The sequence below is a fragment of the Pantoea sp. Lij88 genome (assembly GCF_030062155.1).
In the GTDB taxonomy this organism is placed as follows: domain Bacteria; phylum Pseudomonadota; class Gammaproteobacteria; order Enterobacterales; family Enterobacteriaceae; genus Pantoea.
On sequence record NZ_CP118269.1, the window covers coordinates 2,028,980 to 2,055,775 of the forward strand.

Here is a 26,796-nt window from a genome sequence, read left to right on the forward strand (position 1 = left end):
GCCGGACGGGCTGGCGCGGCAGAAATTTACGGCTTATGAACCTTCAGGCCCGCCAGCGTCTGGCTGACCGGCATCATCTCAAGGCTGTTGATATTCACATGCTTAGGCAGCGTGGCGACCCACCAGACCGCTTCTGTCACATCTTCCGGCGTCAGTGCTTTAGCGCCTTCATAGACCTGACCGGCTTTGTCATCATCGCCTTTAAAGCGCACGTTGGAAAACTCCGTACCGCCCACCAGACCCGGTTCAATGTCGGTCACGCGTAGCGCGGTGCCGTGCAGATCGGTGCGCAGGTTCAGGCTGAACTGACGGACAAAGGCTTTGGTCGCACCATAAACGTTGCCACCGGCATATGGCCAGCTACCGGCAATCGATCCGATGTTGATGATATGGCCCACATCACGCTCCACCATGTGTGGCAGCAGGGCGCGGGTCATGTAAACCAGGCCTTTGGTGTTGGTGTCGATCATGTTTTCCCAGTCTTCAACGTTGGCTTTGTGCGCAGGCTCAATGCCCAGCGCCAGACCGGCGTTGTTGACCAGTACATCGATATTGCGCCATTCAGCCGGTAACTGGTCCACCGCCTCTTCGATAGCGGCACGGTTACGCACATCCAGCTGTACGGTATACAGGTTCTCGCCCAGTTCATCCTTCAGCGCTTTTAAACGTTCGGCGCGGCGTCCGGTGGCAATCACTTTGTGACCGTTCTCAATAAAGCGGCGGGTGATGCTTTCACCAAAACCGGCGGTCGCGCCGGTGACAAAAATAATCATCTCACTGTTCCTTATGCCATTTTCAGAGTCGATGGCTTCACCATAGCATTTCATTTCCGCTTCTGCGCGTGGAAAAGCCGCCCTGCCTGTAAACGGATTTTACCGGGCGAAGCGTTGCGCCTTTTCGGGGCAGCCTGCACCGGAAAAGGGCAGATTTACGGACATCAGGCCATACTCAACCTGATCACTGTGCCCCATTTTGATTCGCAACCGTTTGCATTGGCTCCGCAAACGGTTGCTAAGGCAGGAGAGGCCATTTTTGTTGCGCAACGCCTCTGTTCGTGGTTATTTCATTGAAATATAAGGCCTTTATTCTATTCCAGTTCTGGCACGCAGGTTGCAAGGTATTAAAGAGAGAATTACCTGCATCATTAAATCAGCATTCAGAAAGGACATACCCATGCTATCAGCAACCGACACGGCGATACGCGCCACCTTCTTTGACTTTAAAGGCGTGGTGGATCATCCCGACGACCTGGCCGGGCAGGCACGCTATCTGGAGGATGGAGTACTGCTGCTGCGTGACGGACACGTGGTGGGGCTGGATAGCTGGGAGAACAGCGAGGCGATGCTGGCGGGGCATCCGGTTACTGACCTGCGTGGCAAGCTGATCGTGCCGGGTTTTGTCGATACCCATATTCACTATCCGCAGACAGAGATGATTGGCGCTTTCGGCGAACAGCTGCTGGAGTGGCTGAATCACTATACCTTCCCGGTCGAAGCGCAGTATCACTGCCCGGATCATGCTGCAAAGATGTCCGCCTTCTTTCTGCATCAGCTGCTTTCTAACGGCACCACGAGCGCGCTGGTGTTTGGCACCGTCCATCCGCAATCGGTGGAGGCGCTGTTCAGCGCAGCCGAAGCCCTGAACATGCGTCTGATCGCCGGTAAAGTGATGATGGATCGCAATGCGCCTGATAACCTCACCGAAACCCCGGAACAGAGCTACCAGCAGACGCGGGCGCTGATTGAGCGCTGGCACCAGCGTGGACGGCTGAGCTACGCCCTGACGCCGCGCTTTGCGCCGACTTCATCCCCGCAGCTGCTGGCAAAAGTGCAGCAGCTGCGTCAGGAGTTCCCGGATACCTGGCTGCACACCCATCTCAGCGAAAACCCGCAGGAGGTCGCCTGGGTGAAAGAGCTGTTCCCGGAGCGCGAGGGCTATCTGGATGTTTATCATCATCACCAGCTGACCGGTCGCCGCAGCGTCTTTGCGCACTGTCTGCATCTGGAGGAGGAAGAGTGGCAGTGTCTGCACGACACCGACTCCTCGATTGCCTTCTGTCCTACCTCAAATCTGTTCCTCGGCAGCGGCCTGTTTAACATCAAACGCAGCTGGCAGCAGGGCGTGAAAGTGGGGATCGGCACCGATGTTGGTGCGGGCACCACCTTTAATATGCTGCAGACCCTCGGTGAAGCTTACAAAGTCGGCCAGCTGCAGCACTACCGGCTCAGCGCCGCCGAAGCCTTTTATCACGCCACGCTGGGCGGCGCGCGCGCGCTGGATCTCGACCACGCGATCGGGAATTTCAACATCGGCAAAGAGGCGGACTTTGTGGTGCTCGACCCGGCGGTCTCTGCGCTGCAGCAGCTGCGCATCGGCAACAGCAAAGATATCTGGGAAAAACTGTTTGTATTAATGACGCTGGGCGACGACCGCAACATTGCCCAGACCTGGGTCGGTGGTCGTCCGGTCTGGCAGCGCGATGCACAGGAGCAAGCCGCATGATCCAGTTTCTGTTAAACAACCAGCTGGTCAGCGAAGATGCGCTCGACCCCAATCTCACGGTGCTCAACTACCTGCGCACCCGGCAGCATCGTCCTGGCACCAAAGAGGGCTGCGCGTCAGGCGACTGCGGCGCGTGCAGCGTCACTCTCGGTAAAGCCGTCGGGGGAGAAATGCAGTATGAAACGGTCAACAGCTGCCTGACGCTGGTCTCTGCGTTGCAGGGCAAACAGCTGATTACGGTTGAGGATCTGCGTCACGGTCGCGCACTGCATCCGGCGCAGCAGGCGATGGTCGACTGCCACGGCTCGCAGTGCGGATTCTGCACGCCAGGTTTTGTGATGTCGCTGTTCAGTCTGCAAAAAAATGCAGCGGGCTGGGATCGTCATCAGGCGGAGACCGCGCTGGCGGGTAACCTCTGCCGCTGCACCGGCTACCGGCCCATCATGGCAGCTGCGGAGCAGCTCTGCTCGCAGCCGGTCACTGACCAGTTTGATCACGGCGCTGCCACCACGGTGCAGCGGCTGGAGGCGCTGGCAACCCCGGAGATGCAGGAGATAGGCGGTGAAGGCCGCCGCTGCTTCCTGCCTAAAACCCCGGCTCAGCTGGCCGAAATTTATCTGGCCCATCCCGATGCGAAGCTGATTGCCGGTGGCACCGATCTCAGCCTGATGATTACCCAGCAGCATAAGAGAATACCGCTGCTGATTGCGCTGGAGCAGGTTGCCGCGCTGAAAGTCTGCAGCGAATTTGACGATCACTACCTGCTGGGTGCAGGTGCATCGCTGCAGCAGGTCAGCGAGTTTCTTGCCAGCCGCATTCCCGGCGTCAGCGAGATGCTGCAGCGCTTTGCCTCACTTCAAATCCGCCTGCAGGGCACGCTTGGCGGTAACATCGGCAACGCCTCCCCGATAGGCGACGCGTCGCCGGTGCTGCTGGCCCTGAATGCCAGCCTATTGTTACAGCGCGGTGAGCAGCAGCGGAGCCTGCCGCTGGACCAGTTCTTTACCGGCTATCGCCAGACGCAGCTGGAAAAAGGGGAGTTTATCCGCGCCATTCGTATCGATAAAGTGACGGTGTCACCTGATTTTGTCGCCTGGAAAGTGTCAAAACGGCTGGATGATGACATCTCCGCCGTGTTCGCCGCCTTTAACCTGCAGGTCGAACAGGGCGTGGTCACGTCCGCCCGTATCGCCTTTGGCGGCATGGCAGCGACACCGCAACGCGCCCGTCACTGTGAACAGGCGCTGACAGGTCAGCCACTTAATGCCGTGACGGTGTCACGTGCAGCCGCCGCGCTGGAGGAAGATTTCCAGCCGCTCTCCGATTTCCGCGCCAGCAGTAACTACCGCCTTCAGGTGGCAGGAAACCTGCTCCGCCGCTACTGGCATCGCCACAACGGTGAAATCACCTGCCTCGAGGTCTCCCGCTATGTCTCATAACCGTCCTGAACTCAACGAAGAGGTTATCAAGGCGCAGTATGCCGCGGATTTACAGAGCGGCGTGGGTCGCAGTCACCGCCATGAGAGCGCGGAAAAACATGTCTCCGGCGAGGCGCGTTTTATCGATGACAAGCCGGAACTGCCGGGGCTGTTGCATCTCTGCCCGCGCCTGAGTGAACACGCGCATGCGCGCATCCTGCATATAGACGTGCAGCCGTGCTATGCGATTCCTGGCGTCGTCAGCGTATTAACCTGGCAGGATGTGCCGGGCATCAATGATGTCGGGCCGCTGGAGCCGGGCGATCCGCTGCTGGCGCATGACAAAGTAGAGTACCTGGGGCAAATCGTGATTGCGGTGGCGGCGGAATCCCCTGACGCTGCGCGTCTTGGCGCGGCCGCGGCGGTGATTGAGTACGACGTGCTGGAACCGCTGCTGGATGTGGAACAGGCGCTGGCGCAGGGCAGCTTTGTGCAGGAACCGCACATCCATCAGCGCGGGGATGTGGACGCGGCACTGGCGCGTGCGCCGCATCGGGTCAGCGGGTCGTTTCACATTGGCGGTCAGGAGCATTTCTATCTGGAAACCCAGACGGCAATGGTCATTCCTGGCGAAGATCAGCAGCTGCAGGTCTTCTCCTCAACGCAGAACCCCACCGAAGTGCAGAAGCTGGTGGCGGAAGTTATGGGCATCAGCCTGAATCAGGTCACGATAGATATGCGCCGGATGGGCGGCGGCTTTGGCGGCAAAGAGACGCAGGCGGCGGGTGTTGCCTGTCTCTGCGCTATCGTGGCGCGTCAGACCGGCCGGGCGGCGAAGATGCGGCTCTCGCGCCGCGACGATATGCGCGTTACCGGCAAACGCCATCCGTTCTTTGTGCGCTACGATGCGGGTGTTGAAGAAGACGGGCGTCTGTGCGGCATCAAAATCGATCTGGCCGGAAACTGCGGTTATTCGCTGGATCTTAGTGGATCGATCGTCGATCGTGCGATGTTCCACGCGGATAACGCCTATTACCTCGGTGATGCGCGGGTAACCGGCTACCGCTGTCGTACCAACACTGCGTCCAACACCGCCTATCGCGGGTTTGGCGGGCCACAGGGGATGGTGGCAATTGAACAGATCATGGATCACATCGCCCGCGATCGTGGGCTGGACCCGCTGGCGCTGCGCAAACGTAACTACTACGGCAAGCAGGATCGCAACATCACCCATTACCACCAGCAGGTTGAGGACAATCTGCTGGATGAGATCACCGAACAGCTGGAACAGAGCAGCGACTATCAGGCGCGCCGCGCGGAAATCACGGCGTATAACGCCCGCAGTCCGCTGCTGAAACGTGGGCTGGCGCTGACGCCGGTAAAATTCGGCATCTCCTTTACCTCCAGCTTCCTTAATCAGGCGGGTGCGCTGATCCTGATCTACACCGACGGCACGGTTCAGCTGAACCACGGCGGTACCGAGATGGGACAGGGGCTGAACACCAAGGTGATTCAGATTGTCGCCGAAGTGCTGCAGATTGAGACCGATAAAATCCAGATTACCCCCACCGACACCGGCAAAGTGCCCAACACCTCGCCGACGGCGGCCTCCAGCGGCGCTGACCTCAACGGTAAAGCGGCGCAGAATGCCGCTGAAATCCTGCGCGATCGCATGACCGCCATGCTCTGCGAGCTGCATCAGTGTGACGCCGCGGCGGTGAGCTTCCGTAATGGCGTGGTGCGTGCAGGAGAGAAACACTACACCTTCGCCGAAGTAGCGAAACTGGCCTGGCTGAATCAGGTGCCGCTCTCTGCCACCGGCTACTACCGCGTGCCGGGCATTCATTACGACCGGGTAGCCGGGCGCGGCACGCCGTTCTATTACTATGCCTACGGCGCGGCCTGCTGCGAGGTGGTGATCGACACCTTAACCGGTGAATCTCGCCTGCTACGTGCCGACATCCTGCATGACGTGGGTGCCTCGCTGAACCCGGCCATCGACATCGGGCAGGTCGAAGGAGGCTTCGTTCAGGGCGTCGGCTGGCTCACCTGCGAAGAGCTGGTGTGGAGTGATAAAGGCCAGCTGCTGACCGATGGTCCGGCGAGCTACAAAATTCCCGCCATCAGCGACGTCCCGGCAGACCTGCAGGTGACGCTGGTGGAAAACCGCAAAAACCCGAAAGACACGGTGTTTCACTCCAAGGCCGTGGGCGAACCGCCGTTTATGTTAGGGATAGCCGCCTGGTGCGCGCTGCAGGATGCGGTCGCCAGTGTCGCCGGTTACCGGCTGCATCCACGGCTGGATGCGCCCGCGACGCCGGAGCGCATCTTCTGGGGCGTGCAGCGCCTGACGGGAGCCATTGATGATCTATCATGACTGGATCGGCGTGCTGCATCAGCTGCGTGAAAAACGCCAGAGCTGCGTATTAATCACCGTGCTCAGTGAGCACGGTTCGGTGCCGCGAGACAGCGGCAGCAAAATGGTCGTCACGCAGCAGGAGAGTTTTCTTACCATCGGAGGCGGTCATCTGGAGTTTGCCTGCATCGCTCAGGCCAGGGCGATGCTGCAGAGCGGGGCAACCGCGCCACACACTGAGGATTTCAGCCTCGGCGCCAGGCTCGGACAGTGCTGTGGCGGCAAAACCACGCTGCTGTTTGAGCCGCTGCTGCAGGCGCAGCCGGAAATCTTTCTCTTTGGCGCGGGCCACGTCGGACAGGCAGTGGTGAATCTGCTGGCGACGTTACCCTGTCACATTAACTGGATCGACAGCCGTCCGGGGCAGTTCAGCAGCGTGCCCCCAGGCGTGGTGACCTGGCAGCCGGAGGACCCGCTCGACTGCGTGGCGCAGGCCCCTGCGGGCAGCTACTTTATTATCATGACCCATCATCATCCCCTCGACTTCGAACTGTGCGAAGCGGTGCTGAAACGCGGGGATTTCCGCTATGTCGGGCTGATTGGCTCTGAGACCAAAAACCAGCGTTTCCGCTACCGGCTGGCAGGCAAGGGGGTTCAGCGTGAACCGCTGGCACGCCTGCGCTGTCCGGTTGGTCTGCCAGACGTCAAAGGCAAGCTGCCCGCCGAGATTGCGGTGGCGATTGCCGGTGAAATCATCAGCGTTTATCAGCAGCAAATCGCCTGAGTTGTCGCCTGCGCGGCAACCTGTCAGGATAAGACTTTGCGATGCCCATCAGGAGCGAACCATGAACGCCCGTCAGAATCCCTTCTTTAGCGTCAGCACACTGCCTTACCAGGCACCTCCCTTTGACCAGATTGAGGAGCAGGATTTCCTGCCTGCGCTGCAGGCGGGCATCGAAGAGAAGCGTCAGGAGATCGAGGCGATCGCTCTGAACAGCGAAGCGCCCACCTTTCTCAACACCTTTGAGGCGCTGGAGAAGAGCGGCCAGCTGCTTAACCGGGTGAATCTGGTGTTTGGTGCCATGACCTCCGCGCACACCAGCCCTTATCTGCAGCAGGTGGACGAGGAGATCGCGCCGCAGCTTACCGCGCTCAACGATGACATCATGCTGAACCGCCCACTGTTTTCGCGGCTCGATGCGGTCTATCTGCAGCGCGCAAAACTGGATGCCGAATCAAAACGGCTGGTTGAGGTGATCTGGCAGCGCTTCCAGCTGGCGGGGGCCAATCTGCCGGAGGCGCAGAAACACCAGCTTAAAGCGCTGAATCAGGAGGCGGCGCGCCTCAGCACCCGTTTCACCAATAAATTGCTGGCCGCTACCAAAGCGGGCGGACTTGTGGTCGATGATTTGCAGCAGCTGGCGGGGCTGTCACCGGCCGACCTGGCCGTGGCGCAGGCGGAAGCGCAGGCGCGCGGACTGGAGAAAAGCTGGCTGCTGGTGCTGCAGAACACCACCCAGCAACCGGCGCTGCAGAGCCTTGCCGATCGCGCAACCCGTGAAGCGCTGTTTAAGGCGGGCGTGACGCGCACGGAAAAAGGGGATGAGAACGATACCCGCGAGCTGGTGTTACGGCTGGCGCAGGTCAGGGCGGAACAGGCGCGGCTGCTGGGATTTGCCAGCTATGCCGAGTGGAAACTGCAGGATCAGATGGCAAAAACCCCCAAAGCGGCGCTGGCGTTTATGCACAACATCGTGCCAGCCGCGCGCGCCCGTGCCGAACGTGAAGCGGCGGACATCCAGCAGACTATCGACCAGCAGCAGGGCGATTTTACGCTGCAGGCCTGGGACTGGCGTTTTTATGCCGAACAGGTGCGACGCGCTCGCTACGATCTGGATGAGAGCCAGATTAAGCCCTACTTTGAGCTGAATTCGGTGTTGCAGAATGGCGTATTCTGGGCGGCGACGCAGCTCTATGGCATCCGTTTTACCCCGCGACAGGATCTGCCGGTTTATCATCCCGACGTTCAGGTCTATGAGATTTTCGATGCGGATGAAACCCCGCTGGCGCTGTTCTATACCGACTTCTTTAAACGTGACAGCAAAGGCGGCGGTGCCTGGATGAGTAACTTCGTTAACCAGTCAACGCTGCTCGACAGCAAACCGGTGATCTACAACGTCTGCAACTACACCAAGCCGCCAGCCGGTGAACCGGCGCTGCTGAGCTGGGACGACGTCATCACAATGTTTCACGAGTTTGGCCACACGCTGCACGGCCTGTTTGCCAGTCAGCGCTATCCGAGCCTGTCGGGTACGGAAACCCCGCGCGATTTCGTTGAGTTTCCTTCGCAGATCAATGAGCACTGGGCCAGCGAACCGGCGGTGTTCCGCCACTACGCCCGTCACTATCAGACGCATGAGCTGATGCCCGCTGAGCTGCATGAGAAGATCGTTCGTGCCGCGACGTTCAACAAAGGCTATGAGATGAGCGAACTGCTGGCTGCCGCGCTGCTGGATCTGCACTGGCACAGCATTAAGCGTGATTCCGCGCCGCTAAGCGTGGAGGGATTCGAGCAGCAGGCGCTGCAGAGCGACAATATGGCGCTGACGGCGGTTCCGCCGCGCTATCGGTCCAGCTATTTCCAGCACATCTGGGGCGGTGGCTATGCCGCAGGCTATTACGCCTATATCTGGACGCAGATGCTCGCGGACGATGGCTATCAATGGTTTGCGGAGCATGGCGGACTGACGCGTGAGAACGGCGACATCTTCCGGCAGAAGATTCTGTCACGGGGAAACAGCAGTGACCTTAAAGCGCTGTATGAAAGCTGGCGGGGCGCACCGCCGCAGCTGGAGCCGATGCTGAAGAATCGCGGTCTGGCGGATTAATCAAAAGGGCTGTCACGATGACAGCCCTTTTTTTCAGCCTAGCCCAGCGGGCCGGCTTCAATGGTTTCGCACATGCCGGCCAGCACCCGTTCGCCGGTTTCATTTTTCAGAGACTGATACCACTCCGCCGTGACCGCCGGGTCGTGCGCATGGGTCACGTCACAGCGTTTACGTGCTTTGAGCACCAGGTCTTTGACCCGCTCAACGCGACGCGCCTGATAGCGCAGCAGCGCATCTTCGATGCCCAGTGAATGCGAAGCCAGCGTCGAGGCCAGCACCACGGCATCTTCCATCGCCGCGCAGCCACCCTGACCAATATCCGGCGTGGTGCTGTGAGCCGCATCGCCCAGCAGGGCAACCCGTCCTTTGACAAAGCGGCTGAACGGTTCGATGTCGTGGATCTCAACCCGGTTGGTGGTGTCCGGATTAATCGCCGCGATCAGCTGCTGCACCGGCTCCGCCCAGCCCTGGAAGTAGCCGGTTAAATCCGCTTTCACGGTGCTGCGATCCTGTGGCAGTCCTTTCGGCAGCGGCACATCAAAGAAGAAGTAGAACCGATTGCCGCTGACCGGCATCAGTGACACGCGCTTGCCGTCACCCACAAACGTGGTCCACTGATCGGCGGGCGCAATGCGCTCGTCAATAGTGACCAGGCCATTCCAGTTAACGTAACCCGCGTAGCGTCGCTCCAGCTTCTCTTCCAGCACATACTCACGGATCACCGAATGGGTGCCATCAGCCGCAATCAGAAAATCACCGCGGGCCTGACTGTTATCAGAGAAGGTGGCGATCACGCCGTCTGCGGTCTCTTCGACCTGGATCACCCGCTTACCGAACTGCACCCGCTCACGGCCAAAGGTATCAATCAGCATCGCCTGCAGCTCTGCGCGCGCCACCGGACAGGGATATTCGCCAACCTGTTTTACCATCGGCTCCATACTGAAGCGGGTCAGGGGCGCGCCCGTCGCACCGTCGTGATAGGCCATAAAGGCCATATTGCCGCCCAGCGCGCGCAGCGCGGTTTTCATTCCCAGCGCATTCAGGCATTTAACCCCGTTGGGCCAGATAGAAATCGCCGCGCCGACGGGCTTCATCTCCTGTACGGCTTCATAGACTTCTACGTCAATTCCGGCTTTCTCCAGCGCAATGGCGCTGCTCATCCCGCCAATACCGCCACCAATCACGATTGCTTTCATAATGCTCTCCTGTCTGCATACCTTATCCCTGCAACTTTTGTACCAGAGCGGCGGTTGCGCAGGAGGTGATATTTAAATTCATTAAAATCAGGTATTTGATAGTTTTCAGTGTCGTAATCGGCACATCTTCCCTGTGAATGAATGCACTTAAATGAGGCAAATTAACGGGCTATAAAGGTGCAGGAGTGAAAGTTCTGCATCTTTCGTTTCATGATTCGCGTTTTATCGGGTGGTTTTTTTCAGGGCCAGCGATCGGTCAGAAGAAGTCCCGGAACCTTTGCCCTCATCCGGCCGTTTATTACGTTAAAAGTTATAAACTAAATGACCGTTTCGCTTTAATATAATTACTCACAAATAATAAAACAAATACATAACAACTGGCGTAAATATTGCCCGGATAATTCATGCCATATTCAACATAGAGTTATCCTGACATACTTACACACACCTGTTAATAAAGAACGCATATTCATAATCTGACATAACTGTGACCGTTTTATCACTGGTCGCAATCATTAGAAAAACTGTGGTAAGCGCGGGAGGAGGGGCTTTTAGGATATTGCTCAAACGTATCCGCCGCGATCGCGTGATATAGATCACTCTGGACATAAAGGACTCTGGAAAACGATCATGAAAATTGGAATCACAAATAACCAGTATCCGGAGCAACGTAATATCTTAGTTAATCCGGATAACCAATATATCAATCTGAAAAAGAGCAATCTGTTCTACTTTATTAACCCGTTACGAACCCGATTGCTTAAAAAGAATAAAACCTTTGTTTTTCAGCCTTTGCCTTTTTCAGGGGCATCCCGGGCGGACATCCTGCATCTGTTTAATGAAGTCGCGATTACCCAGCAGAAGTGGGTCGCGTCGTTTGAAACGGAGCTGCCGCGCGTGTTGCCGGTGGCGGGCGTCGCCAAGCAGGATAATCCTGAGCTGAAACGCCTGATCCCTTATCTGTTAAAAGATAACTGCCTGGGGCTGATTGCTATCTCGGACGCCACGCTGAACATTCAGATGAAACTGTTCAAACCCGATATCGCCCAGCGAATCCGCCGTAAAACCCTGGTGCTGCATCCGCCACAGAAGCTGTTTGTTCAGCATAAAGCGCCGCGTCAGTCAGGTGTGCTGAAACTGACGTTTGCCGGTAACGAGTTCTACCGTAAAGGCGGAGCTGAAGTGGTGCTGGCAATCAGCGAGCTGATTGAAGAGCGCAAAATCGACGAGTCGCAGCTGGATGTGCAGCTGATTGGCGATCTCGCCAAGCGTCGCAACGTGGCTCATCGCCAGTTCCAGGATGATGAGGCGTTTTACACGGGCATTGAGAACCGCATCAAACGCTATCGCTGCTTCACGCATCATTCACAGATGGAAAACAGTGCACTGCTGCAGCTGTTCCGCCAGAGCGATGCCGGACTGTTACCGACCTGGCAGGAGACCTACGGTTTCTCGGTGCTGGAGATGCAGGCCAGCGGCTGCCCGGTGATCACCAGCAACGTTCGCGCGTTGCCAGAGATCAATCCCGCCAGTGCGGGCTGGGTGATTGCGAGTCCGCTGAACGCTGACCGTGAATACAGCATTACGTCTGTTGAGCTGAAAACGCAGCTGCGCCAGTCGCTGGTGGAAGGGCTGAAATCAACAATCCTCGCCATCATCGAACGTCCTGAGATGCTGCAGGAGAAAGGCGAAGCGGCCATTCTGCGTATCAAAGAGCAGCATGATACCGACCGTTATATTGCCAGGCTCAACGATATCTACAGCCGTGGCGTGGTAAATGTCACTCAACATCCCCCTGTTGTCTCAATTTGATTAGAATTCTCTGACGGGGCGCGCCAGACTGGCCATACTTATGTGCTGCGTCCCACTGGAGAACGTTTATGAAAATTATCCTCACGCTGCTGCTGTCCGGATTACTGGGCAGCAGCGCTTTTGCACAGCCCGCACCGCTTTTTCCGGCCCGCGTCCCCCTGGTCCAGCTGACGCCTGTCGCTGACCGCTGCGATCTCTCCGCCTGTCAGACTAACTGCTACACAGAGCAATCCCACTGCAACACCCGGGACAACGGCTCCTGCAGTACACAGGCTCAGATGTGCGTACAGGCCTGCGCCAGCCAATGTAAATAATTTGATTCAGCGAAGAAACCCCTAATTGCCAATGAAAAAGTCTTTGTTTTGCTTTGCATTATTGTCTCTCTCTGCCAGCTGTGTTGCCGCCGATCTCTCCTCACAGCAGGTCACTTCTCTGGTTAAAGCCGCGATTGAACCGCTGATGGAGCAGCAGGCGATCCCCGGCATGTCGGTGGCGGTGCTGTATAAAGGCCGGGCGCAGTTTGTGAACTTCGGCGTGGCCGATCTCGAATCAGGCCGCCGGGTGACAGAAAACACGCTGTTTGAGCTGGGTTCGGTGAGTAAAACTTTTACCGGCACCCTGGCCGGGATCATGATCCGCAACGGCGAAATACGCCTTAACGATCCGGTGCAGAAGGTCTGGCCGCAGCTGACCGGTGAGCAGTGGCGTCCGGTACGGATGCTGCATCTGGCGACCTACACCGCAGGCGGCCTGCCTTTACAGCTGCCCGATGACGTGACCGATCAGGCTTCGCTGCTCAGCTTTTATCAACACTGGCAGCCAGAGGCAGCGCCAGGCACGCTTCGCCAGTACTCAAACGCCAGTATTGGCTTGTTTGGCTCGCTGATGGTGAAGGGCGATTATGAGCAGGCGATGGCGCGAAATGTGTTTCAGCCGCTGCGCCTGACGCGCACTTACATCACAGTACCGCCGTCGATGATGCCGGACTACGCCTGGGGCTATAAAAAGGGTCAGCCGGTTCGGGTTTCCCCCGGCATGCTGGATGCCGAAGCCTACGGCGTTAAATCCACCGCACGTGACATGCTGACCTTTATGCAGGCCAACGTCGATCCCAACCGCTTATCTTCGGGCAATACCGTGCTGCGTAATGCCATCCGCACCGCGCAGTCGCGCTATTTCAAAGTCGGGCGTTTCTATCAGGGGCTGGGATGGGAGATCTACGACTGGCCTGTTACTGCCGACACGGTCATCAGCGACAGTGACAATGATGTGGCGCTGAAACCGCGGCCGGCGACCCTGATCAATCCGGTCGGGCCGTCGCAGAGCGCCAGCTGGGTGCATAAAACCGGATCCACCAATGGATTTGGTGCCTATATCGCCTTTATTCCTGAGCAGAACAGCGGCATCGTGATCCTTGCGAATAAGAGCTACCCGAATCCGCTGCGCATCAGGGCGGCCTGGCAGATAATGCAGGCGTTACAGCAGGGTACGCCTGACTAACCCCTGTCACGCCTGCTCTGTACAGGGCAGGCTGGCACCTCCTGTTCATTTGCGCTAAAATAAAAATCAAATGAACAGGAGGGCTGCTATGTCCATCGCTATCTATACACCCGCTCAGCATCGTCGCGATACATCGCTGCTGCATGCCCTGAATCTGCCCGAAACGCTGCCCGATGCGCACCAGCGTATCGCGGTGGGGTTCAGTAGCGGCGTGCTGAAACGCACGGCATCATTGTCTACCTTTGATGAGGGCTGGTTATGCCGTCTGGCGGGCATCGATCGCACCACCTACAACCGCAAAGTGAAAGATCCGCAGCAGACCTTTTCGCCCGATCAGAGCGGACGTATCTATATGCTGATCCGCGTTTTGTCTGCTGCCAGCAAACTGTTTCGCGACGACAGAGCGCGTCTGGTGCAGTGGCTGGAAACGCCCGCCAAAGCGCTGGGCGGTAAAAAACCGGCGGAGATGACCACGACCGTAGTGGGTGCAGAAGCGGTAATTAACCTGATTGGCCAGCTTGAGCATGGCGTGATCACCTGATGGCGGTGCCTTTCTTTCGCCTGGTGAAAAGCGAATATGCGATGACCGCGTTCGATGGTTTTGGGGCCCGCACCTATGGCGGGCGCTGGAATTCTGTCGGCACGGTCTGTGTCTATATGGGATCGAGCCGGGCGCTCTGTGTGCTGGAGGCGCTGGTACATCTCACCATTCAGGATCTGGCGCATGACTACGTGATGCTGGCCATCAGCGTTCCGGAATCGCTGATCACCGAGCTGTCGCTGGCGGCGTTACCCGATGACTGGCAGGCCGATCCTGCGCCTGCGTCTACGCGGCAGATTGGTGACGACTGGCTCGCCAGACCGGACAACGGCCTGGTGCTGAAGGTGCCGAGCACGCTGACCGGAGAATGGAATGCGCTGTTCAATCCCCGTCATCCGGCAGCGGCGGGCATCGTCAGTCAGGTCGTGGCAGAGCCGTTTTTCTTCGATCCGCGCTTCCGGCTGCAGTAGGGCGCTGAGTCGTCCCTTTGCCCATCATCTGTGCTCATGCCTGCGATTCTGATAGCGCCTGCGCCGCGCAGATCAGCGCCAGATGGCTCAGTCCCTGCGGCATATTGCCGCGCCAGCTCTGACTGCGGACGTCATACATCTCATTGAAGATATCGACGTTACCGTGGCCGTCCAGCGTAGCCAGTATCTCCTGCATCGCCTGTTCCGCGTGGCTTACCTCGCCCATTTCAGCCCAGGCTTCCACCAGCCAGAAGGCGCAGGCAAGAAACGTACTCTCTTCCTGCCTGACGCCGCTGTAGCGATAGAGCATGACGCTGCCATCGCCCAGCTCCTGCTGAATGGTGCGGTAGGTCGAGAGCATCCGCTCTGAATTGACTGCGTTGCCGTAGCTGTGAACCAGCGCCAGCGACGCGTCGAGGCGATCGTCACTGCCGGCGTAAAAGAGATAAGCCTGTTTCTGTTCTGACCAGCAGTGCGATTCAATCCAGTCACGGATACGATCACGTTCCCGCTGCCAGCGCCCCAGCCAGGTCGACTCGACATGCTGGCTTTCTGCCAGCGCCACCGCCCGATCCAGCGCCATCCAGCAGGCCATTTTGGAGTGGGTATAGTGTTGCAGCTCCGGCAGTTCCCAGATACCGCAATCTTTCTGCCGCCAGTGATCGGCGCAGCAGTTCGCCAGTTCGGCCAGCATGCGTGCGGTGGTGATATCCAGCACGTGTCCCGCCTCTATAAAGCGCTGCGCGGTGACCAGCATATCGCCATACATACTGAGCTGCAGCTGGTCGCGGGCATTGTTGCCGACCCGCACCGGCTGCGAGTTCTGATAGCCGCTCAGCGACGGATAACGCTCGGCGGGCACCTCATCACCGTTCAGGGCATAGCAGGCGCGCAGCCTGACGCCGTGACGCATAATGGTCTGTGACAGCCACGAAAACGCCGCCTTACAATCTTCCAGCGCCCCGATATAAACAAAGGCTTTGATAATCAGGCAGGCGTCGCGCACCCAGGCGTAGCGGTAATCATAATTTTTCTCGCCGCCAATTCCCTCCGGTAAGGAGGTTGTCGCAGCCGCCGCCAGCGCGCCGGTCGGGGAGTACCAGAGAAACTTCAGCGACAGGGCAGAGCGTTTTACCAGCGCCGGGTAGCTGCCCGCATAACTCAGGCTCTCCACCCAGCTGGTCCAGCCGGTGTGGCTGGTTTCAATCCGCTGATCGATAGCTTCCAGCGGCGGCACCGCCAGCGGCTCTTTCTCGGTCACCAGCAGCGCGCAGAGCGAGCGGGAACCGGCAGTGGTGCGCAGCGTGGCGCAGACCTGCTCGTCATCCAGCTGGGTAATCTGAATATCGTCGCTGGTGCGGAACATCGCCATGATCTCCGCGATGTGAAACACCTTGCCTTTCTCATTGTCGGCCACCCATGGCGAACGGGTTTCGGCCGCGGTGCCAAAGCGCAGGGTGATCGCTAATTCCACTTCACCGCTGACGCCCTCAATGCGGCGCGCCAGTTCGCACCACGGCAGACGGCCCGCCAGCGTGCTGTTAATCGATTCGGTCAGCAGCACGGTACCGCTTTCGGTGTCGAAACGGGTCTCCAGCACGTTGCTGTTGTCACGGTAGCGGCGCGAGACCTGATAGGGCGCGGTCGGGGCGATCTGAAAGTAGCCACCGAGTCCGGCATCAAGCAGGCGATCAAACAGCGGTTTCGCATCGAGATTGGGCGCGCACCACCAGTCAATAGAACCATCCGGCGCAATCAGCGCAACCGAACGGCCTTCACCAATGGCGGCATAATCACCCAGACCCGCAAAGCCCTCTTCTCTGACCGGCGAATGAAAGATCGGGTTTTCCATGATCGGCTTCCTTATGTCACTTTTTCACTGTCGCAAGGTGTTAACGGGCAAAACCGGGACAAAAAAATGGCCGCGTTATGCGGCCATCAGAGTGGGATTACAGCGTGCCGGTGCCGCCATCAGAGCACCAGACCTGACCGGAGGAGTAGCTGCTCTCGGTTGAGGCCAGGGTGACGTAGAGTGGGGCGATCTCCACCGGCTGGCCCGGACGGCCCATCGGGGTATCAGCACCAAACTGCTTCACTTTCTCCATCGGCTGTCCGCCGCTGGACTGCAGCACGGTCCAGTATGGACCTGGCGCCACGGCGTTGACCCGGATACCGTCGCCACCCAGCTGCTTCGCCAGGGATTTGGTGAAGGCGACAATGGCCGCTTTCGTCTGCGCATAGTCCAGCAGAATATCGCTGGGTTTAAACGCCTGTACCGACGAGGTATTAATAATCGACGCACCGCGTGGCAGATATTCCAGCGCCGCTTTGGTGATCCAGAACATAGCGTAAACGTTGGTTTTAAATGTCGCGTCAAAATCTTCCGTACTCAGCGTACGAATGGACTCATTAAATTGCTGGCGACCGGCGTTATTAACCAGAATATCCAGACCGCCTAATTTATCGGCGGCGTCTTTAACCAGCTGCTGACAGAATTCTTCAGAACGGATGTCGCCAGGAATAGCGAAAACTTTACGGCCTTCCGCTTCGATTAATTTAATCACTTCATCGGCGTCGGGCTGTTCTTCCGGCAGATAGTTAATGACCACGTCTGCGCCTTCACGGGCATAAGCGATAGCGACTGCGCGGCCAATACCGGAGTCACCACCGGTGATGAGCGCCTTGCGACCGGTCAGTCGGCCCGTGCCGCGATAGCTGGTTTCACCGTGGTCGGGAACCGGGATCATCTTGCTGGCAAGGCCTGGCGCCTGTTGTGGCTGATCCTCAAAGGGAGGCTTAGGAAATTGATCCAGATCGAGCGTCTTGTTAGTCGATGTAGCCATTGTATGCTCCTTGAACAGAGTTATCTGAGACATTAAGCCTGGCACAAATGTGATATTTGTCACATCTGACTGCTGATTCATTGAGCAGGTAAAACCAGAGAAACTTAATAATGCAGATAAAGCGTAGTCATGAAATCGAAATTATGTGCCGCAGCGTCCGATTATTTTTCAGTGCGGGAAGGGGATATTTAAAGCGAAGCGTGAAACGGCGTGAACATTATTTAAGCGCTATTAAGCGCATCGGCAGAAATAAAAAAAGGGCGGTTAGCCGCCGCGAACCGAACCCCGCCAGACCACATCCACCGGATATATTCTGCGCTCCTGCTGCTGTTCATTTTTTGGCATCAGTGTGTCCGGTTGCGCTTCCGTCTCCACCAGCCAGGCAATCGCATCGCGGGCGAACAGCTCCACCGGCTGGGCAAAGGTCGTGAGGTTGTATGAGGCCCAGCCCGACTGCGGAATGTTGTCGTGTCCCATGATGCAGAGATCGTCCGGGATGCGCAGCGCAAAGCGGTGACGCGCCTCATCCATAAACCCGCAGGCGAGCAGGTCGGTGGCGCAATAAACCGCATCGGGACGGACTTTACGGGTCAGCAGTCGCTGGGCCAGAATCTGTCCGCTTTCATAGGAGGTCGAGCCGAACCGCTCCACCTGCACCGTGACGCCTGCTTTCTGCGCCGCTGCCAGAAAATCCGCTTCACGCTTCAGCAGGCTCGGCGTGCCCGCCAGTGAATTCACAAAGGCGATGCGACTGCAGCCCGCCCGGACAAAAGCGTTAACCGCCATTTCGGCGGCGGGGCGGGAGTCGAGATTAATATTGAGCGTGCCGGGCAGGGACTCGTCGCGGTTAATCAGCACCAGATGCTGACCGTGCTTGTAGCAGAGTCGGGTAATGCCGCTGTCCGGCATACCGGAGAGAATAATCGAGGCGTCGGCGCGGAAATTAATCGCCTGCTGCAGCGCAGCGGAAACCCGCGCATCCGAACGGTCGGTGTTGATCAGCATCGCCACTTTTCCCGCTTCCTGCAGGTACTGGGTCATCCAGCGCACCAGGCTGGCACGGTAGGGCGTGTCCACCTCGGAGGCAATCAAGCAGACGATACCGCTGCGGTTGCGCACCAGGCCGCGTGCCAGATGATTGACGTGATAGCCCAGCTCTTCTGCCGCTTTCATCACCCGCTGACGGGTAGCCTCCGACACGCTGGCCCCTGGTGTAAAGGTGCGGGAGACCGCTGAACGGGAGACGCCCGCCCGGTCAGCGACATCCTGCGCACTCACCACCGCTTTAAGCTGCTGCATCTTATTTCCCCGTCCCACCGTTGTCTGCACTGAGTCTGCCTGAAATTGCAAGGCTGTGCAAAGCATCGCTGCACGCAAAGTGTTTCAAATTTGTGACAGCGCCTGACAATTGCGTCACAACCGAATTGACAGTGTCGCCGGGTCGCCGTACTACTTTGCGCATACGTTTGCACACATGTGCAAAAGCTGGCGCACCTGCGTCATCCAGCCCCAGGAGAACATCATGCGTTATTCCTCTCTGCTCGCTGCTGTCATTGTCTGCCCTATGATGCCGTTTGCTGCCTCGGCGGCCGGTAACCTGAATATGATCTGCTCTGCGGATGTGGTGGTGTGCGAACAGATGACCACGCTGTTCAGTCAGAGTCATCCTGATATCAAACTCAGTATGGTGCGGCTCTCTGCCGGTGAAGCCTATGCCCGTATCCGCAGTGAAGCACGCAATCCCCGTACCGATATCTGGTGGGCGGGCACCGGGGATCCGCACATGCAGGCCGCCGAAGAGGGCTTAACCCAGGCCTATAAATCCCCCTTGCTCGACCAGCAGCAGCCCTGGTCACAAAAAGTGGCGGAGATCTCCGGTTATCGCACCGTGGGCGTCTATGCCGGTGCGCTGGGCTGGGGCTACAACACTAAACTGCTGGCAGAGAAAAAGCTGAAAGTCCCGGCCTGCTGGGCTGATTTACTCGACCCCGGCTTTAAAGGCGAGATTCAGATCGCCAATCCCAATTCTTCCGGCACGGCCTATAACACCCTGGCGACGCTGGTGCAGATCATGGGTGAAGACAAAGCCTTCGATTACCTGAAGAAGCTCAACGCCAACATCTCGCAATATACCAAGTCCGGCTCGGCCCCGGTCAAAGCCGCCGCGCGTGGTGAAACCACCATCGGGATTGTCTTTATGCACGATGCCGTGGCGATGGAAGTGGATGGCTTCCCGATTAAGCCCGTCGCGCCCTGTGAAGGCACCGGCTATGAGATTGGTTCGATGTCGATCATCAAAGGGACACGCAATCTGGCAAACGCCAAAGCCTGGTATGACTGGGCGCTCAGCGCTGAGGCGCAGTCGCACATGAAAGACGCGAAATCGTTCCAGCTGCCCTCAAACCGCAAAGCGGAGATCTCTGAATACGCGCCGCGCTTCGAAAACATCAAGCTGATCGACTACGACTTCAAAACCTATGGCGACTCGGCAAAACGCAAAGCGCTGCTGGGCCGCTGGGATAAAGAGATTGGTGCCAGCGCGCAATAACGGGGGTATCAGCCCGGCCTTCTGCGCCGGGTTTGTGCCAGACCGCGGTGGCGTAAGCCTGATGTCCGCTTCCTGATCGAGGTGATTTATGAATGCGCACAATCGTCGCTTAACCGGCGCGCTGCTGGCGGGAGCCATCGCGCTGACGCTGCTGCCCTGGTATAGCCTGGAGCAGGGCTTCTTCAGTGGGGACTGGCTGTTCAGCTTTTGGGGTGATGAGAACAACGCACCGGCGCTGGGGCAGCTCACGTTACACCGCTGGCTGAGCATCGCCGTGGCGATGTGGCTGCTCTCTGCGGCCAGCGTTTTAGTGCCGCCCGGCCACACGCGCAGCACGCTGCTGCTGCTGTTCAGCGTCGCGGGCATCCTGTTTCTGGTACTGGAAGGGCATGCCATCGGATTCAGCGGCTGGAGCTGGCTGTGGCTGGAGACTCTCTTTGGCCCGCTGGCACAGGGGCAACCGGCGATGGGTGCGGGTGCACTGCTGTTGCTGACCGTATTTTTACTGATCTTCGCCTTTGCGCTGGCAGAGCGTGGCGTGCTGAAAGGCGATGCCTTTGTAGTGGCGTCGATTGTGCTGCTGGTGGCGCTGGTGACGACCTTTGTGCTCTATCCGGTGCTGAGCCTGTTTGTCGCCTCGGTGCAGGATATTGATGGCAGCTTCAAACCGGACGGACTGATTGCCAATATGCAGGACCCGGCCATCTGGAGTCTCTCCTGTTTCACCGGTGGCACCTGCGGTACCGCCTGGCGCACGCTGGGACTGGCGCTGATGACCGCCAGTGGTTCTACACTGCTGGGCCTGGCGTTTGCGCTGGCGGCCACGCGCACCTCGCTGCCGTGCAAGAAAGCGCTGCGGATGCTGACCATTCTGCCGATTATCACGCCGCCATTTGTTATCGGGCTGGCGCTGATCCTGCTGTTTGGCCGCTCCGGCGTGGTGACAGAATCCCTGGCGACGCTGTTCGGTATCGAGCCGGGCCGCTGGCTCTATGGCATGACTGGCATCTGGATTGCGCAGGTGCTGTCATTTACCCCAATCGCGTTCCTGGTGCTGATTGGTGTGGTCGAGGGCGTCAGCCCGTCACTGGAAGAGGCATCACAGACCCTGCGTGCCAGCCGCTGGCGCACGTTCTCCCGCATCTCGCTGCCGCTGATGGCGCCAGGGCTGGCCAACGCTTTCTTGATTAGCTTTATCGAAAGCATGGCTGATTTCGGTAACCCGATGGTGCTGGGTGGCAGTCACGGCGTGCTCTCAACCGAAATCTTCTTCTCCGTGGTTGGCGCACAGAACGACCCGAGCCGCGCGGCGGTGCTGGCGATGATCCTGCTGGGCTTCACCCTGACGGCATTTCTGGTGCAGCGCGTCTGGCTCTCCGGCAAAAGCTTCGCCACCGTGACCGGCAAAGGCGACGGCGGCCGTCATGTGATGCTGCCGCGTCCGGTGCGCTACAGCGTCTATGGCATGGTGATCCCGTGGGGGCTCTTCACGCTGGTGATCTACGGCATGATCATGATTGGCGGCTTTGTGCAGTCGTGGGGGCTGAATAACAACCTGACGCTGGATCACTATATCCGCGCCTTCAGCATCAGCGTGAACCAGGGGCAACTGGTCTGGAGCGGCGTCGCCTGGAACTCCTTCTGGACCACGCTGGAGATTGCCCTGATCGCCGCGCCGCTCACCGCCATTGTGGGGCTGCTGACCGCCTGGCTGATTGTGCGGCAGAAGTTTGCGGGCCGTCAGACCTTTGAATTCATGCTGATGCTGAGCTTCGCCATTCCCGGCACGGTCATCGGCGTGAGTTATGTGATGGCCTATAACCTGCCGCCGCTGGAGATTACCGGCACCGCGATGATCCTGATCGCCTGCTTTGTGTTCCGTAATATGCCGGTTGGCGTGCGTGGCGGGATTGCAGCGATGAGCCAGCTGGATAAAAGCCTGGATGAAGCCTCGCTTACGCTGGGTGCCAACAGTTTCCGCACCCTGCGCAAAGTGGTGCTGCCGCTGCTGAAACCGGCGATCAGCGCCGCGCTGGTCTACGCCTTTGTGCGGGCCATTACCTCGATCAGCGCGGTGATTTTCCTGGTCAGCGCCCAGTACAACATGGCGACCTCTTACATTGTCGGGCTGGTAGAGAACGGTGAGTATGGCGTCGCGATTGCCTACTCCTCGGTTCTGATCGTGGTGATGCTGCTGGTCATTGGCCTGTTCCAGCTGCTGGTGGGCGAACGCCGCCTGCGCCGCGCAACCCAACCGGCGGTGATCGTTGCCGCACCCTCTGCATCCACTCTGACTCAGGAGAGAGCCGTATGACGACCATTAACGCCGGATCGGTGGTGTTTGAACATGTCGCGAAGCGTTTTGCTGGTTTTACTGCGGTGCCGGATCTGTCGCTCACCGTGGAGCCGGGTACGCTGGTGACGCTGCTCGGTCCGTCCGGCTGCGGCAAGACCACCACGCTGCGGCTGCTGGCCGGGCTGGAGCATCCCACCTCAGGACGGATTCTGATTGGCGGCAAAGATGTGACTCATCTGCCGGCCAACGAACGTGACGTGGCGATGGTGTTTCAGTCCTATGCGCTGTTTCCCCATATGAACGCCATCGACAACATTCTTTACGGGCTGCTCTCCTCAGGCATGAACAAACGCGAGGCGCAGGACAGGGCGCGCGAGGGGCTGAAGCTGGTGGGGCTGGAGAATCAGGGTCAGCGGCTGCCATCCGAACTTTCCGGCGGACAGCAGCAGCGTATTGCGGTGGCACGCGCGCTGGTGCTGGAGCCGCAGGTGCTGCTGCTCGATGAGCCACTGTCGAACCTCGATGAGCGTCTGCGCCGTCGGGTGCGCACCGATATTCGCGATCTGCAGCAGCGGCTCGGCTTTACCGCCGTCTACGTGACCCATGACCAGGAGGAAGCGCTGGCGGTCTCCGATAAGATTATTGTCATGAAAGAGGGGGATATTGCTCAGCAGGGCGCGCCGGAGACGCTTTACCACTCGCCCAACTCGGTCTTCATCGCCGACTTTATGGGAGAGGCGAACATTCTGCCCTGTGAAGTGGAACAGGCGGATGCGGATGACGCGCTGGTCCGTCTGGGTAATCAGCGCTTCCGGGTGCGGGGGGCGGGCGCAAAAACCGGCAGTGCCCAGCTGGCGGTACGGCCGCAGTTTATTACCCTGTCCGGCGACGGCCAGGGCGCGTTGCAGGGTGAAGTGATTCACAGTACCTGGCTGGGTGATCATATCGAATATGAAGTCGCTACCGAACTGGGCGCGCTGTTCATTATCGATCCGCAGATGGAACAGCGTATGCCGCTCGCCACCACGGTCGGCGTTAACTTTAAGCCGCAGGGCCTTGCCCTGATTGCCCGTTAATCTGATTAATTCGAGGAGTTCGCATGGAATCGCAGGAAATAATGGCGCGACTGGCTTTAGCGGAAGCCGTGGCCCGCGAAGGTGGCGCGACCGCGTTATCGTACTTTAACCGCCGCGACACGCTGGTGGTGGAGACCAAATACGATTTGCAGGATGTGGTGTCGATTGCCGACCGTGAAGTGGAGCAGCTGATCGCCAGCCGTATCCGGGATGCGTTTCCCGATGATGGCTTTCTGGGTGAGGAGTCGGGTCTGCAGGCGGGAACCTCTGACTATACCTGGGTGGTTGATCCGATCGATGGCACCAGCCCGTTTCTCAATGGGATGCCGAGCTGGTGTGTTTCCGTCGCGGTACTGCGCGGCGATGTACCGGTCATCGGGGTGATTTTCGCCCCCACCTATGAGGAGTGCTACGTGGCAGCACTGGGGCAGGGCGCGACGCTGAACGGTCGTCGTCTGCAGGTCGATCCCACACGCACGCTGCAAAACCACGTCACCGGCTTTGGGGCCAACAGCTATGTCAGTCCGCAGCAGGTGGGCGAGATTGTGGCAGCACTGCTGTCGGCGGGCGGTAACTTTATCCGCATTGGCTCGGGCGCGCTGATGCTGGCGTGGGTCGCCGCCGGTCGGGTCGTGGGGTACTACGAACCTTATATGCACGCCTGGGATTGCCTGGCGGGTTACTGCCTGGTGAAAGAGGCGGGCGGCTGGTATCACCCGTTCAACACCGAAGGCGACCGCATCACCAAAGGGGCGCAGGTTCTTGCTGTCGCGCCTGGGGCCGAGGCGGACCTGCGGCGCATCGCGGGTTTGTGACCCTGTCACGCTGGCTGCATTAATTGTGGTCAGCGTCGTTCAATTACCCTGAGCGTTTTCGTCAGGTCGTGACGCTGCATCCCGGTCTGCGGAAAATCGGGCAGGGACATCTGCTGCGGATAACCCTGCTTTTGATAAAACGGCAGTGCCTGAAAGCTGAAGGTATCCACCCGCACAAAGAGACCTACCATCTTAGCCGCCTCCTGTACCCCGTTGAGAAACCGACAGCGGGTCCGCGTTCTTCCGACTGATGAACTGTCGGTTGTAAGCCCCTAATCCTGCCAGCAATTCTCCCCGGTCGTTGTCGTCTTCCTGATGAGCAAGGGTAAATGTGCTCATCCGGTTCCTCTCATATCCGTGTCTTTTTTATCCCCTGCAAAGGATAATTTCGCATTTATCCCCTTAAGGGTATAAAGTAATTATTATCCCCTTTGAGGGATAAAGTGTGATTTATACCCTATCGGGGATAATGCGCCTGCGCTATGCTTACAGCCTGTGATCAGAGGAGTCACCCCATGATATATAGCCCGCTACAGCTGGCGAACCGGCTGAAGCTTATCCGCCAGCGCAATGGCTGGACCCAGAGTGAGCTGGCGAAAAAGGTGGGCCTGAAACAGGCCACCATCTCTCACTTTGAAAATGCGCCTGACAGCACTTCGCTGGCCACCCTGTTTAAGCTGTTACAGGCGCTGGAAGTGAGTCTGGACGTTCAGGAGAAAGAGGAGGTCACAGCACCTCCCGTGCATGGTGAGGATGAGTGGTAATGAAAAGGCTTGTTGCGTGGATGAACGGCGAACGGGTGGGCGTGCTGACGCGGCAGCGAAACGGCGCTCATGAGTTTCAGTATGATACCGGCTGGCTGAGTAATCCGCTTTCCAGGCCGCTGTCACTCTCGATGCCGTTGCAGGTTAAGGCGATTACCTCACATGCCGTGATTAACTTCTTCGACAACCTGCTGCCGGATAGCCCCCTGATTCGCGACAGAATCGTGGCGCGCTACCAGATAAAATCCCGTCAGCCGTTTGATCTGTTGCAGGAAGTGGGACGTGACAGCGTCGGGGCAACCATGCTGCTGCCGCCCGATATGCCGCTGCCCGCCCTGCAGGCCCGTTTTGAGGTGCTGGATGAAGCCCGGCTCGAAAGCGTGCTGTCGGCCTATCAGTCCGATATTCCGTTAGGGATGCTGCGTGAAGAGACCGATTTCCGCATCTCAGTCGCGGGGGCGCAGGAGAAAACCGCGCTGCTGCTGACGGAAGAGGGCTGGAGCATTCCTGCCGGTGCCACGCCCACCTCGCACATTATTAAGCTGCCGATCGGTGAGATTAAACAACCGGCCGCGACGCTGGATATGCGTGAAAGCGTAGAGAATGAGTATCTCTGCCTGGCGCTGGCCCGCGCACTGGGTATCGACGTGCCGCAGGCGACCATTATCCGGGCCGGAAAGATGCGTGCCCTGGCCGTTGAGCGCTTTGACCGGCGCTGGTCACGTGATAAATCCCGGCTGATTCGCCTGCCACAGGAGGATTTCTGTCAGGCGCTGGGACTGCCTTCGTCCACCAAATATGAGTCAGACGGCGGGCCGGGCATTGCGGAGATCATGCAGATACTGATGGGATCGAGTAAAGCCATTGAAGATCGCTATCGCTTTATGCTGTTTCAGGTGTTTCAGTGGCTGATTGGCGCCACCGACGGCCACGCCAAGAACTTCTCACTGTTTATTGAGCGCGGCGGCAGTTATCGACTGACACCCTTTTATGATGTGATCTCGGCATACCCGGTGCTGGGCGGGACCGGCCTGAATAAGCGTGCGCTGAAACTGGCGATGGGACTGCGTGCCACTAAGGGGAAGAAGACAGAAATCGACAAAATCTTCCCGCGCCATTTTATCGCTACAGCAAAACAGGTGAGTTTTGATCGTGACAGCCTGCAGCAGATCTTCGACTTCTTTATTAACGCGTTTCCCCAGGCGGTGGTCTCGGTGCGCGATGCTTTACCAGCCGATTTTCCGCAGCACATCGCCGACGCTATTTTCAGCCATTCACTGATTATGCTGGAGCGGTTGCGGCACACAGAGTGATGGCTGGCACTATCCTGAAAAGCCTCTGCTCCCATGTATTGCTAAGAGCCGGTCAGCTATGCTTATCTGACAGGATTAACAGGAGAGTAAGGGTATGAAGTGTCCGGGATGTGAAGGAGAGGCGTTTGTGTACGCCACGCGTGATGTCAGTCTGAATACGGGTAATCCGGATGACGTGGTGCCGGATGTGAAGGGCGATCACTGCATTCGCTGTGGCGCGGTGATTATGAATGCCGGCACGGCGGAGCACTATCCCGAAAAGGCCGAAGCGCTGGAAAATGCAGGCGTGCCTGTCAAATAACATCCGGAGCCCGCTCAGTGCGGGCTCTCTTATCTCTGCTCACCGCGATTCTGTCAGGTATTCATCCTGGAGATTGCTGCCTCACTGTCCTGTTCCGTCGCGATCCTCCCGAAAATCACCCATAAAAAAGCCTGCACAAGGCAGGCAAAATCGTTAC

Annotated in this window: 23 protein-coding genes; 17 read left to right on the forward strand and 6 right to left on the reverse strand. The window is 58.3% G+C overall.

The window, feature by feature from the left end; genetic code table 11:
• Positions 1-26: 26 nt before the first annotated feature.
• Positions 27-773, reverse strand: coding sequence for a bifunctional NADP-dependent 3-hydroxy acid dehydrogenase/3-hydroxypropionate dehydrogenase YdfG (gene ydfG, locus PU624_RS13225; RefSeq protein WP_283545349.1), 747 nt, complete (start codon positions 771-773; stop codon positions 27-29).
• Between the two features lie 400 nt (positions 774-1,173).
• Between ydfG and guaD the strand changes: the two genes are divergently transcribed.
• From guaD to dcp, 5 genes are all read left to right on the forward strand, one after another.
• Complete coding sequence (guaD, locus tag PU624_RS13230) at positions 1,174-2,502, forward strand: guanine deaminase (RefSeq protein WP_283545350.1); 1,329 nt, start codon at positions 1,174-1,176, stop codon at positions 2,500-2,502.
• The gene (xdhA, locus tag PU624_RS13235) at positions 2,499-3,941 is read left to right on the forward strand and encodes a xanthine dehydrogenase small subunit (RefSeq protein WP_283545351.1); all 1,443 of its coding nucleotides are present in this window, start codon (positions 2,499-2,501) and stop codon (positions 3,939-3,941) included. Before guaD ends, xdhA begins: the two co-directional genes overlap by 4 nt.
• On the forward strand, positions 3,931-6,297 hold the full coding sequence (gene xdhB / locus PU624_RS13240; RefSeq protein WP_283545352.1) for a xanthine dehydrogenase molybdopterin binding subunit: 2,367 nt from the start codon (positions 3,931-3,933) through the stop codon (positions 6,295-6,297). The genes xdhA and xdhB overlap by 11 nt, the downstream gene beginning before the upstream one ends.
• Positions 6,284-7,060 carry a xanthine dehydrogenase accessory protein XdhC gene (gene xdhC / locus PU624_RS13245; protein WP_283545353.1) on the forward strand — a complete coding sequence of 259 codons (777 nt, stop codon included), beginning with the start codon at positions 6,284-6,286 and terminating at the stop codon, positions 7,058-7,060. Before xdhB ends, xdhC begins: the two co-directional genes overlap by 14 nt.
• Before the next feature lie 61 nt (positions 7,061-7,121).
• Positions 7,122-9,164 (forward strand): peptidyl-dipeptidase Dcp, encoded by a 2,043-nt coding sequence (gene dcp, locus PU624_RS13250; RefSeq protein WP_283545354.1) that lies wholly within the window; start codon positions 7,122-7,124, stop codon positions 9,162-9,164.
• A gap of 38 nt (positions 9,165-9,202) precedes the next feature.
• On the opposite strand, the gene hpxO is transcribed toward dcp, so the two are convergent.
• Positions 9,203-10,360, reverse strand: coding sequence for an FAD-dependent urate hydroxylase HpxO (gene hpxO, locus PU624_RS13255; RefSeq protein WP_283545355.1), 1,158 nt, complete (start codon positions 10,358-10,360; stop codon positions 9,203-9,205).
• Between the two features lie 630 nt (positions 10,361-10,990).
• Between hpxO and PU624_RS13260 the strand changes: the two genes are divergently transcribed.
• The 5 genes from PU624_RS13260 (at position 10,991) to PU624_RS13280 (ending at position 14,683) form a co-directional block, all read left to right on the forward strand.
• Positions 10,991-12,172, forward strand: coding sequence for a glycosyltransferase family 4 protein (locus PU624_RS13260; RefSeq protein WP_283545356.1), 1,182 nt, complete (start codon positions 10,991-10,993; stop codon positions 12,170-12,172).
• A gap of 68 nt (positions 12,173-12,240) precedes the next feature.
• Positions 12,241-12,486 carry a hypothetical protein gene (locus PU624_RS13265; RefSeq protein ID WP_283545357.1) on the forward strand — a complete coding sequence of 82 codons (246 nt, stop codon included), beginning with the start codon at positions 12,241-12,243 and terminating at the stop codon, positions 12,484-12,486.
• Between the two features lie 31 nt (positions 12,487-12,517).
• Entirely contained in the window at positions 12,518-13,672 is a 1,155-nt protein-coding gene (gene ampC, locus PU624_RS13270) for a class C beta-lactamase (RefSeq protein WP_283545358.1), read from the forward strand.
• Between the two features lie 88 nt (positions 13,673-13,760).
• Positions 13,761-14,213, forward strand: coding sequence for an Xre family toxin-antitoxin system antitoxin (locus tag PU624_RS13275; RefSeq protein ID WP_283545359.1), 453 nt, complete (start codon positions 13,761-13,763; stop codon positions 14,211-14,213).
• Positions 14,213-14,683 carry an RES family NAD+ phosphorylase gene (locus PU624_RS13280; RefSeq protein ID WP_283545360.1) on the forward strand — a complete coding sequence of 157 codons (471 nt, stop codon included), beginning with the start codon at positions 14,213-14,215 and terminating at the stop codon, positions 14,681-14,683. Before PU624_RS13275 ends, PU624_RS13280 begins: the two co-directional genes overlap by 1 nt.
• 34 nt (positions 14,684-14,717) lie before the next feature.
• Here the strand turns inward: PU624_RS13280 and PU624_RS13285 are convergent, their stop codons facing one another.
• From PU624_RS13285 to PU624_RS13295, 3 genes are all read right to left on the reverse strand, one after another.
• Positions 14,718-16,535, reverse strand: coding sequence for a glycoside hydrolase family 15 protein (locus PU624_RS13285; protein WP_283545361.1), 1,818 nt, complete (start codon positions 16,533-16,535; stop codon positions 14,718-14,720).
• A 97-nt stretch (positions 16,536-16,632) separates the two neighbouring features.
• Complete coding sequence (locus PU624_RS13290) at positions 16,633-17,526, reverse strand: SDR family oxidoreductase (protein ID WP_283545362.1); 894 nt, start codon at positions 17,524-17,526, stop codon at positions 16,633-16,635.
• Positions 17,527-17,790: 264 nt separating this feature from the next.
• Complete coding sequence (locus tag PU624_RS13295; protein WP_283545363.1) at positions 17,791-18,825, reverse strand: LacI family DNA-binding transcriptional regulator; 1,035 nt, start codon at positions 18,823-18,825, stop codon at positions 17,791-17,793.
• 223 nt (positions 18,826-19,048) lie between these two features.
• Between PU624_RS13295 and PU624_RS13300 the strand changes: the two genes are divergently transcribed.
• The 4 genes from PU624_RS13300 (at position 19,049) to PU624_RS13315 (ending at position 24,261) form a co-directional block, all read left to right on the forward strand.
• On the forward strand, positions 19,049-20,074 hold the full coding sequence (locus tag PU624_RS13300; protein ID WP_283545364.1) for an ABC transporter substrate-binding protein: 1,026 nt from the start codon (positions 19,049-19,051) through the stop codon (positions 20,072-20,074).
• An 88-nt stretch (positions 20,075-20,162) separates the two neighbouring features.
• Entirely contained in the window at positions 20,163-22,388 is a 2,226-nt protein-coding gene (locus tag PU624_RS13305; protein ID WP_283545365.1) for an ABC transporter permease, read from the forward strand.
• A complete protein-coding gene (locus tag PU624_RS13310) occupies positions 22,385-23,446 on the forward strand; it encodes an ABC transporter ATP-binding protein (protein WP_283545366.1) in 1,062 nt (353 codons plus the stop codon). Before PU624_RS13305 ends, PU624_RS13310 begins: the two co-directional genes overlap by 4 nt.
• Positions 23,447-23,469: 23 nt before the next feature.
• On the forward strand, positions 23,470-24,261 hold the full coding sequence (locus PU624_RS13315) for an inositol monophosphatase family protein (protein WP_283545367.1): 792 nt from the start codon (positions 23,470-23,472) through the stop codon (positions 24,259-24,261).
• Positions 24,262-24,290: 29 nt separating this feature from the next.
• Here PU624_RS13315 and PU624_RS22320 read toward each other — a convergent pair whose 3' ends face one another.
• Entirely contained in the window at positions 24,291-24,452 is a 162-nt protein-coding gene (locus PU624_RS22320; RefSeq protein WP_502921568.1) for a hypothetical protein, read from the reverse strand.
• A 324-nt stretch (positions 24,453-24,776) separates the two neighbouring features.
• Between PU624_RS22320 and hipB the strand changes: the two genes are divergently transcribed.
• From hipB to PU624_RS13335, 3 genes are all read left to right on the forward strand, one after another.
• Positions 24,777-25,025 (forward strand): type II toxin-antitoxin system antitoxin HipB, encoded by a 249-nt coding sequence (gene hipB / locus PU624_RS13325; RefSeq protein WP_283545368.1) that lies wholly within the window; start codon positions 24,777-24,779, stop codon positions 25,023-25,025.
• Positions 25,025-26,338: a type II toxin-antitoxin system HipA family toxin gene (locus PU624_RS13330; RefSeq protein WP_283545369.1), complete on the forward strand. Its 1,314-nt coding sequence runs from the start codon at positions 25,025-25,027 to the stop codon at positions 26,336-26,338. The genes hipB and PU624_RS13330 overlap by 1 nt, the downstream gene beginning before the upstream one ends.
• A 94-nt stretch (positions 26,339-26,432) precedes the next feature.
• A complete protein-coding gene (locus PU624_RS13335; protein WP_283545370.1) occupies positions 26,433-26,639 on the forward strand; it encodes a type II toxin-antitoxin system MqsA family antitoxin in 207 nt (68 codons plus the stop codon).
• Positions 26,640-26,796: the final 157 nt, after the last annotated feature.

Coding starts and splice junctions, on each gene's coding strand:
- PU624_RS13330 (WP_283545369.1), top strand. CDS start 25,025: ATGAAAAGGCTTGTTGCGTGGATGAACGGCGAACGGGTGGGCGTGCTG.
- PU624_RS13280 (WP_283545360.1), top strand. CDS start 14,213: ATGGCGGTGCCTTTCTTTCGCCTGGTGAAAAGCGAATATGCGATGACC.
- ydfG (WP_283545349.1), bottom strand. CDS start 773: ATGATTATTTTTGTCACCGGCGCGACCGCCGGTTTTGGTGAAAGCATC.
- ampC (WP_283545358.1), top strand. CDS start 12,518: ATGAAAAAGTCTTTGTTTTGCTTTGCATTATTGTCTCTCTCTGCCAGC.
- PU624_RS13300 (WP_283545364.1), top strand. CDS start 19,049: ATGCGTTATTCCTCTCTGCTCGCTGCTGTCATTGTCTGCCCTATGATG.
- PU624_RS13295 (WP_283545363.1), bottom strand. CDS start 18,825: ATGCAGCAGCTTAAAGCGGTGGTGAGTGCGCAGGATGTCGCTGACCGG.
- PU624_RS13275 (WP_283545359.1), top strand. CDS start 13,761: ATGTCCATCGCTATCTATACACCCGCTCAGCATCGTCGCGATACATCG.
- hipB (WP_283545368.1), top strand. CDS start 24,777: ATGATATATAGCCCGCTACAGCTGGCGAACCGGCTGAAGCTTATCCGC.
- xdhA (WP_283545351.1), top strand. CDS start 2,499: ATGATCCAGTTTCTGTTAAACAACCAGCTGGTCAGCGAAGATGCGCTC.
- PU624_RS13290 (WP_283545362.1), bottom strand. CDS start 17,526: ATGGCTACATCGACTAACAAGACGCTCGATCTGGATCAATTTCCTAAG.
- PU624_RS13265 (WP_283545357.1), top strand. CDS start 12,241: ATGAAAATTATCCTCACGCTGCTGCTGTCCGGATTACTGGGCAGCAGC.
- PU624_RS13335 (WP_283545370.1), top strand. CDS start 26,433: ATGAAGTGTCCGGGATGTGAAGGAGAGGCGTTTGTGTACGCCACGCGT.
- PU624_RS22320 (WP_502921568.1), bottom strand. CDS start 24,452: ATGGTAGGTCTCTTTGTGCGGGTGGATACCTTCAGCTTTCAGGCACTG.
- dcp (WP_283545354.1), top strand. CDS start 7,122: ATGAACGCCCGTCAGAATCCCTTCTTTAGCGTCAGCACACTGCCTTAC.
- guaD (WP_283545350.1), top strand. CDS start 1,174: ATGCTATCAGCAACCGACACGGCGATACGCGCCACCTTCTTTGACTTT.
- PU624_RS13285 (WP_283545361.1), bottom strand. CDS start 16,535: ATGGAAAACCCGATCTTTCATTCGCCGGTCAGAGAAGAGGGCTTTGCG.
- xdhC (WP_283545353.1), top strand. CDS start 6,284: ATGATCTATCATGACTGGATCGGCGTGCTGCATCAGCTGCGTGAAAAA.
- hpxO (WP_283545355.1), bottom strand. CDS start 10,360: ATGAAAGCAATCGTGATTGGTGGCGGTATTGGCGGGATGAGCAGCGCC.
- PU624_RS13305 (WP_283545365.1), top strand. CDS start 20,163: ATGAATGCGCACAATCGTCGCTTAACCGGCGCGCTGCTGGCGGGAGCC.
- PU624_RS13315 (WP_283545367.1), top strand. CDS start 23,470: ATGGAATCGCAGGAAATAATGGCGCGACTGGCTTTAGCGGAAGCCGTG.
- PU624_RS13260 (WP_283545356.1), top strand. CDS start 10,991: ATGAAAATTGGAATCACAAATAACCAGTATCCGGAGCAACGTAATATC.
- PU624_RS13310 (WP_283545366.1), top strand. CDS start 22,385: ATGACGACCATTAACGCCGGATCGGTGGTGTTTGAACATGTCGCGAAG.
- xdhB (WP_283545352.1), top strand. CDS start 3,931: ATGTCTCATAACCGTCCTGAACTCAACGAAGAGGTTATCAAGGCGCAG.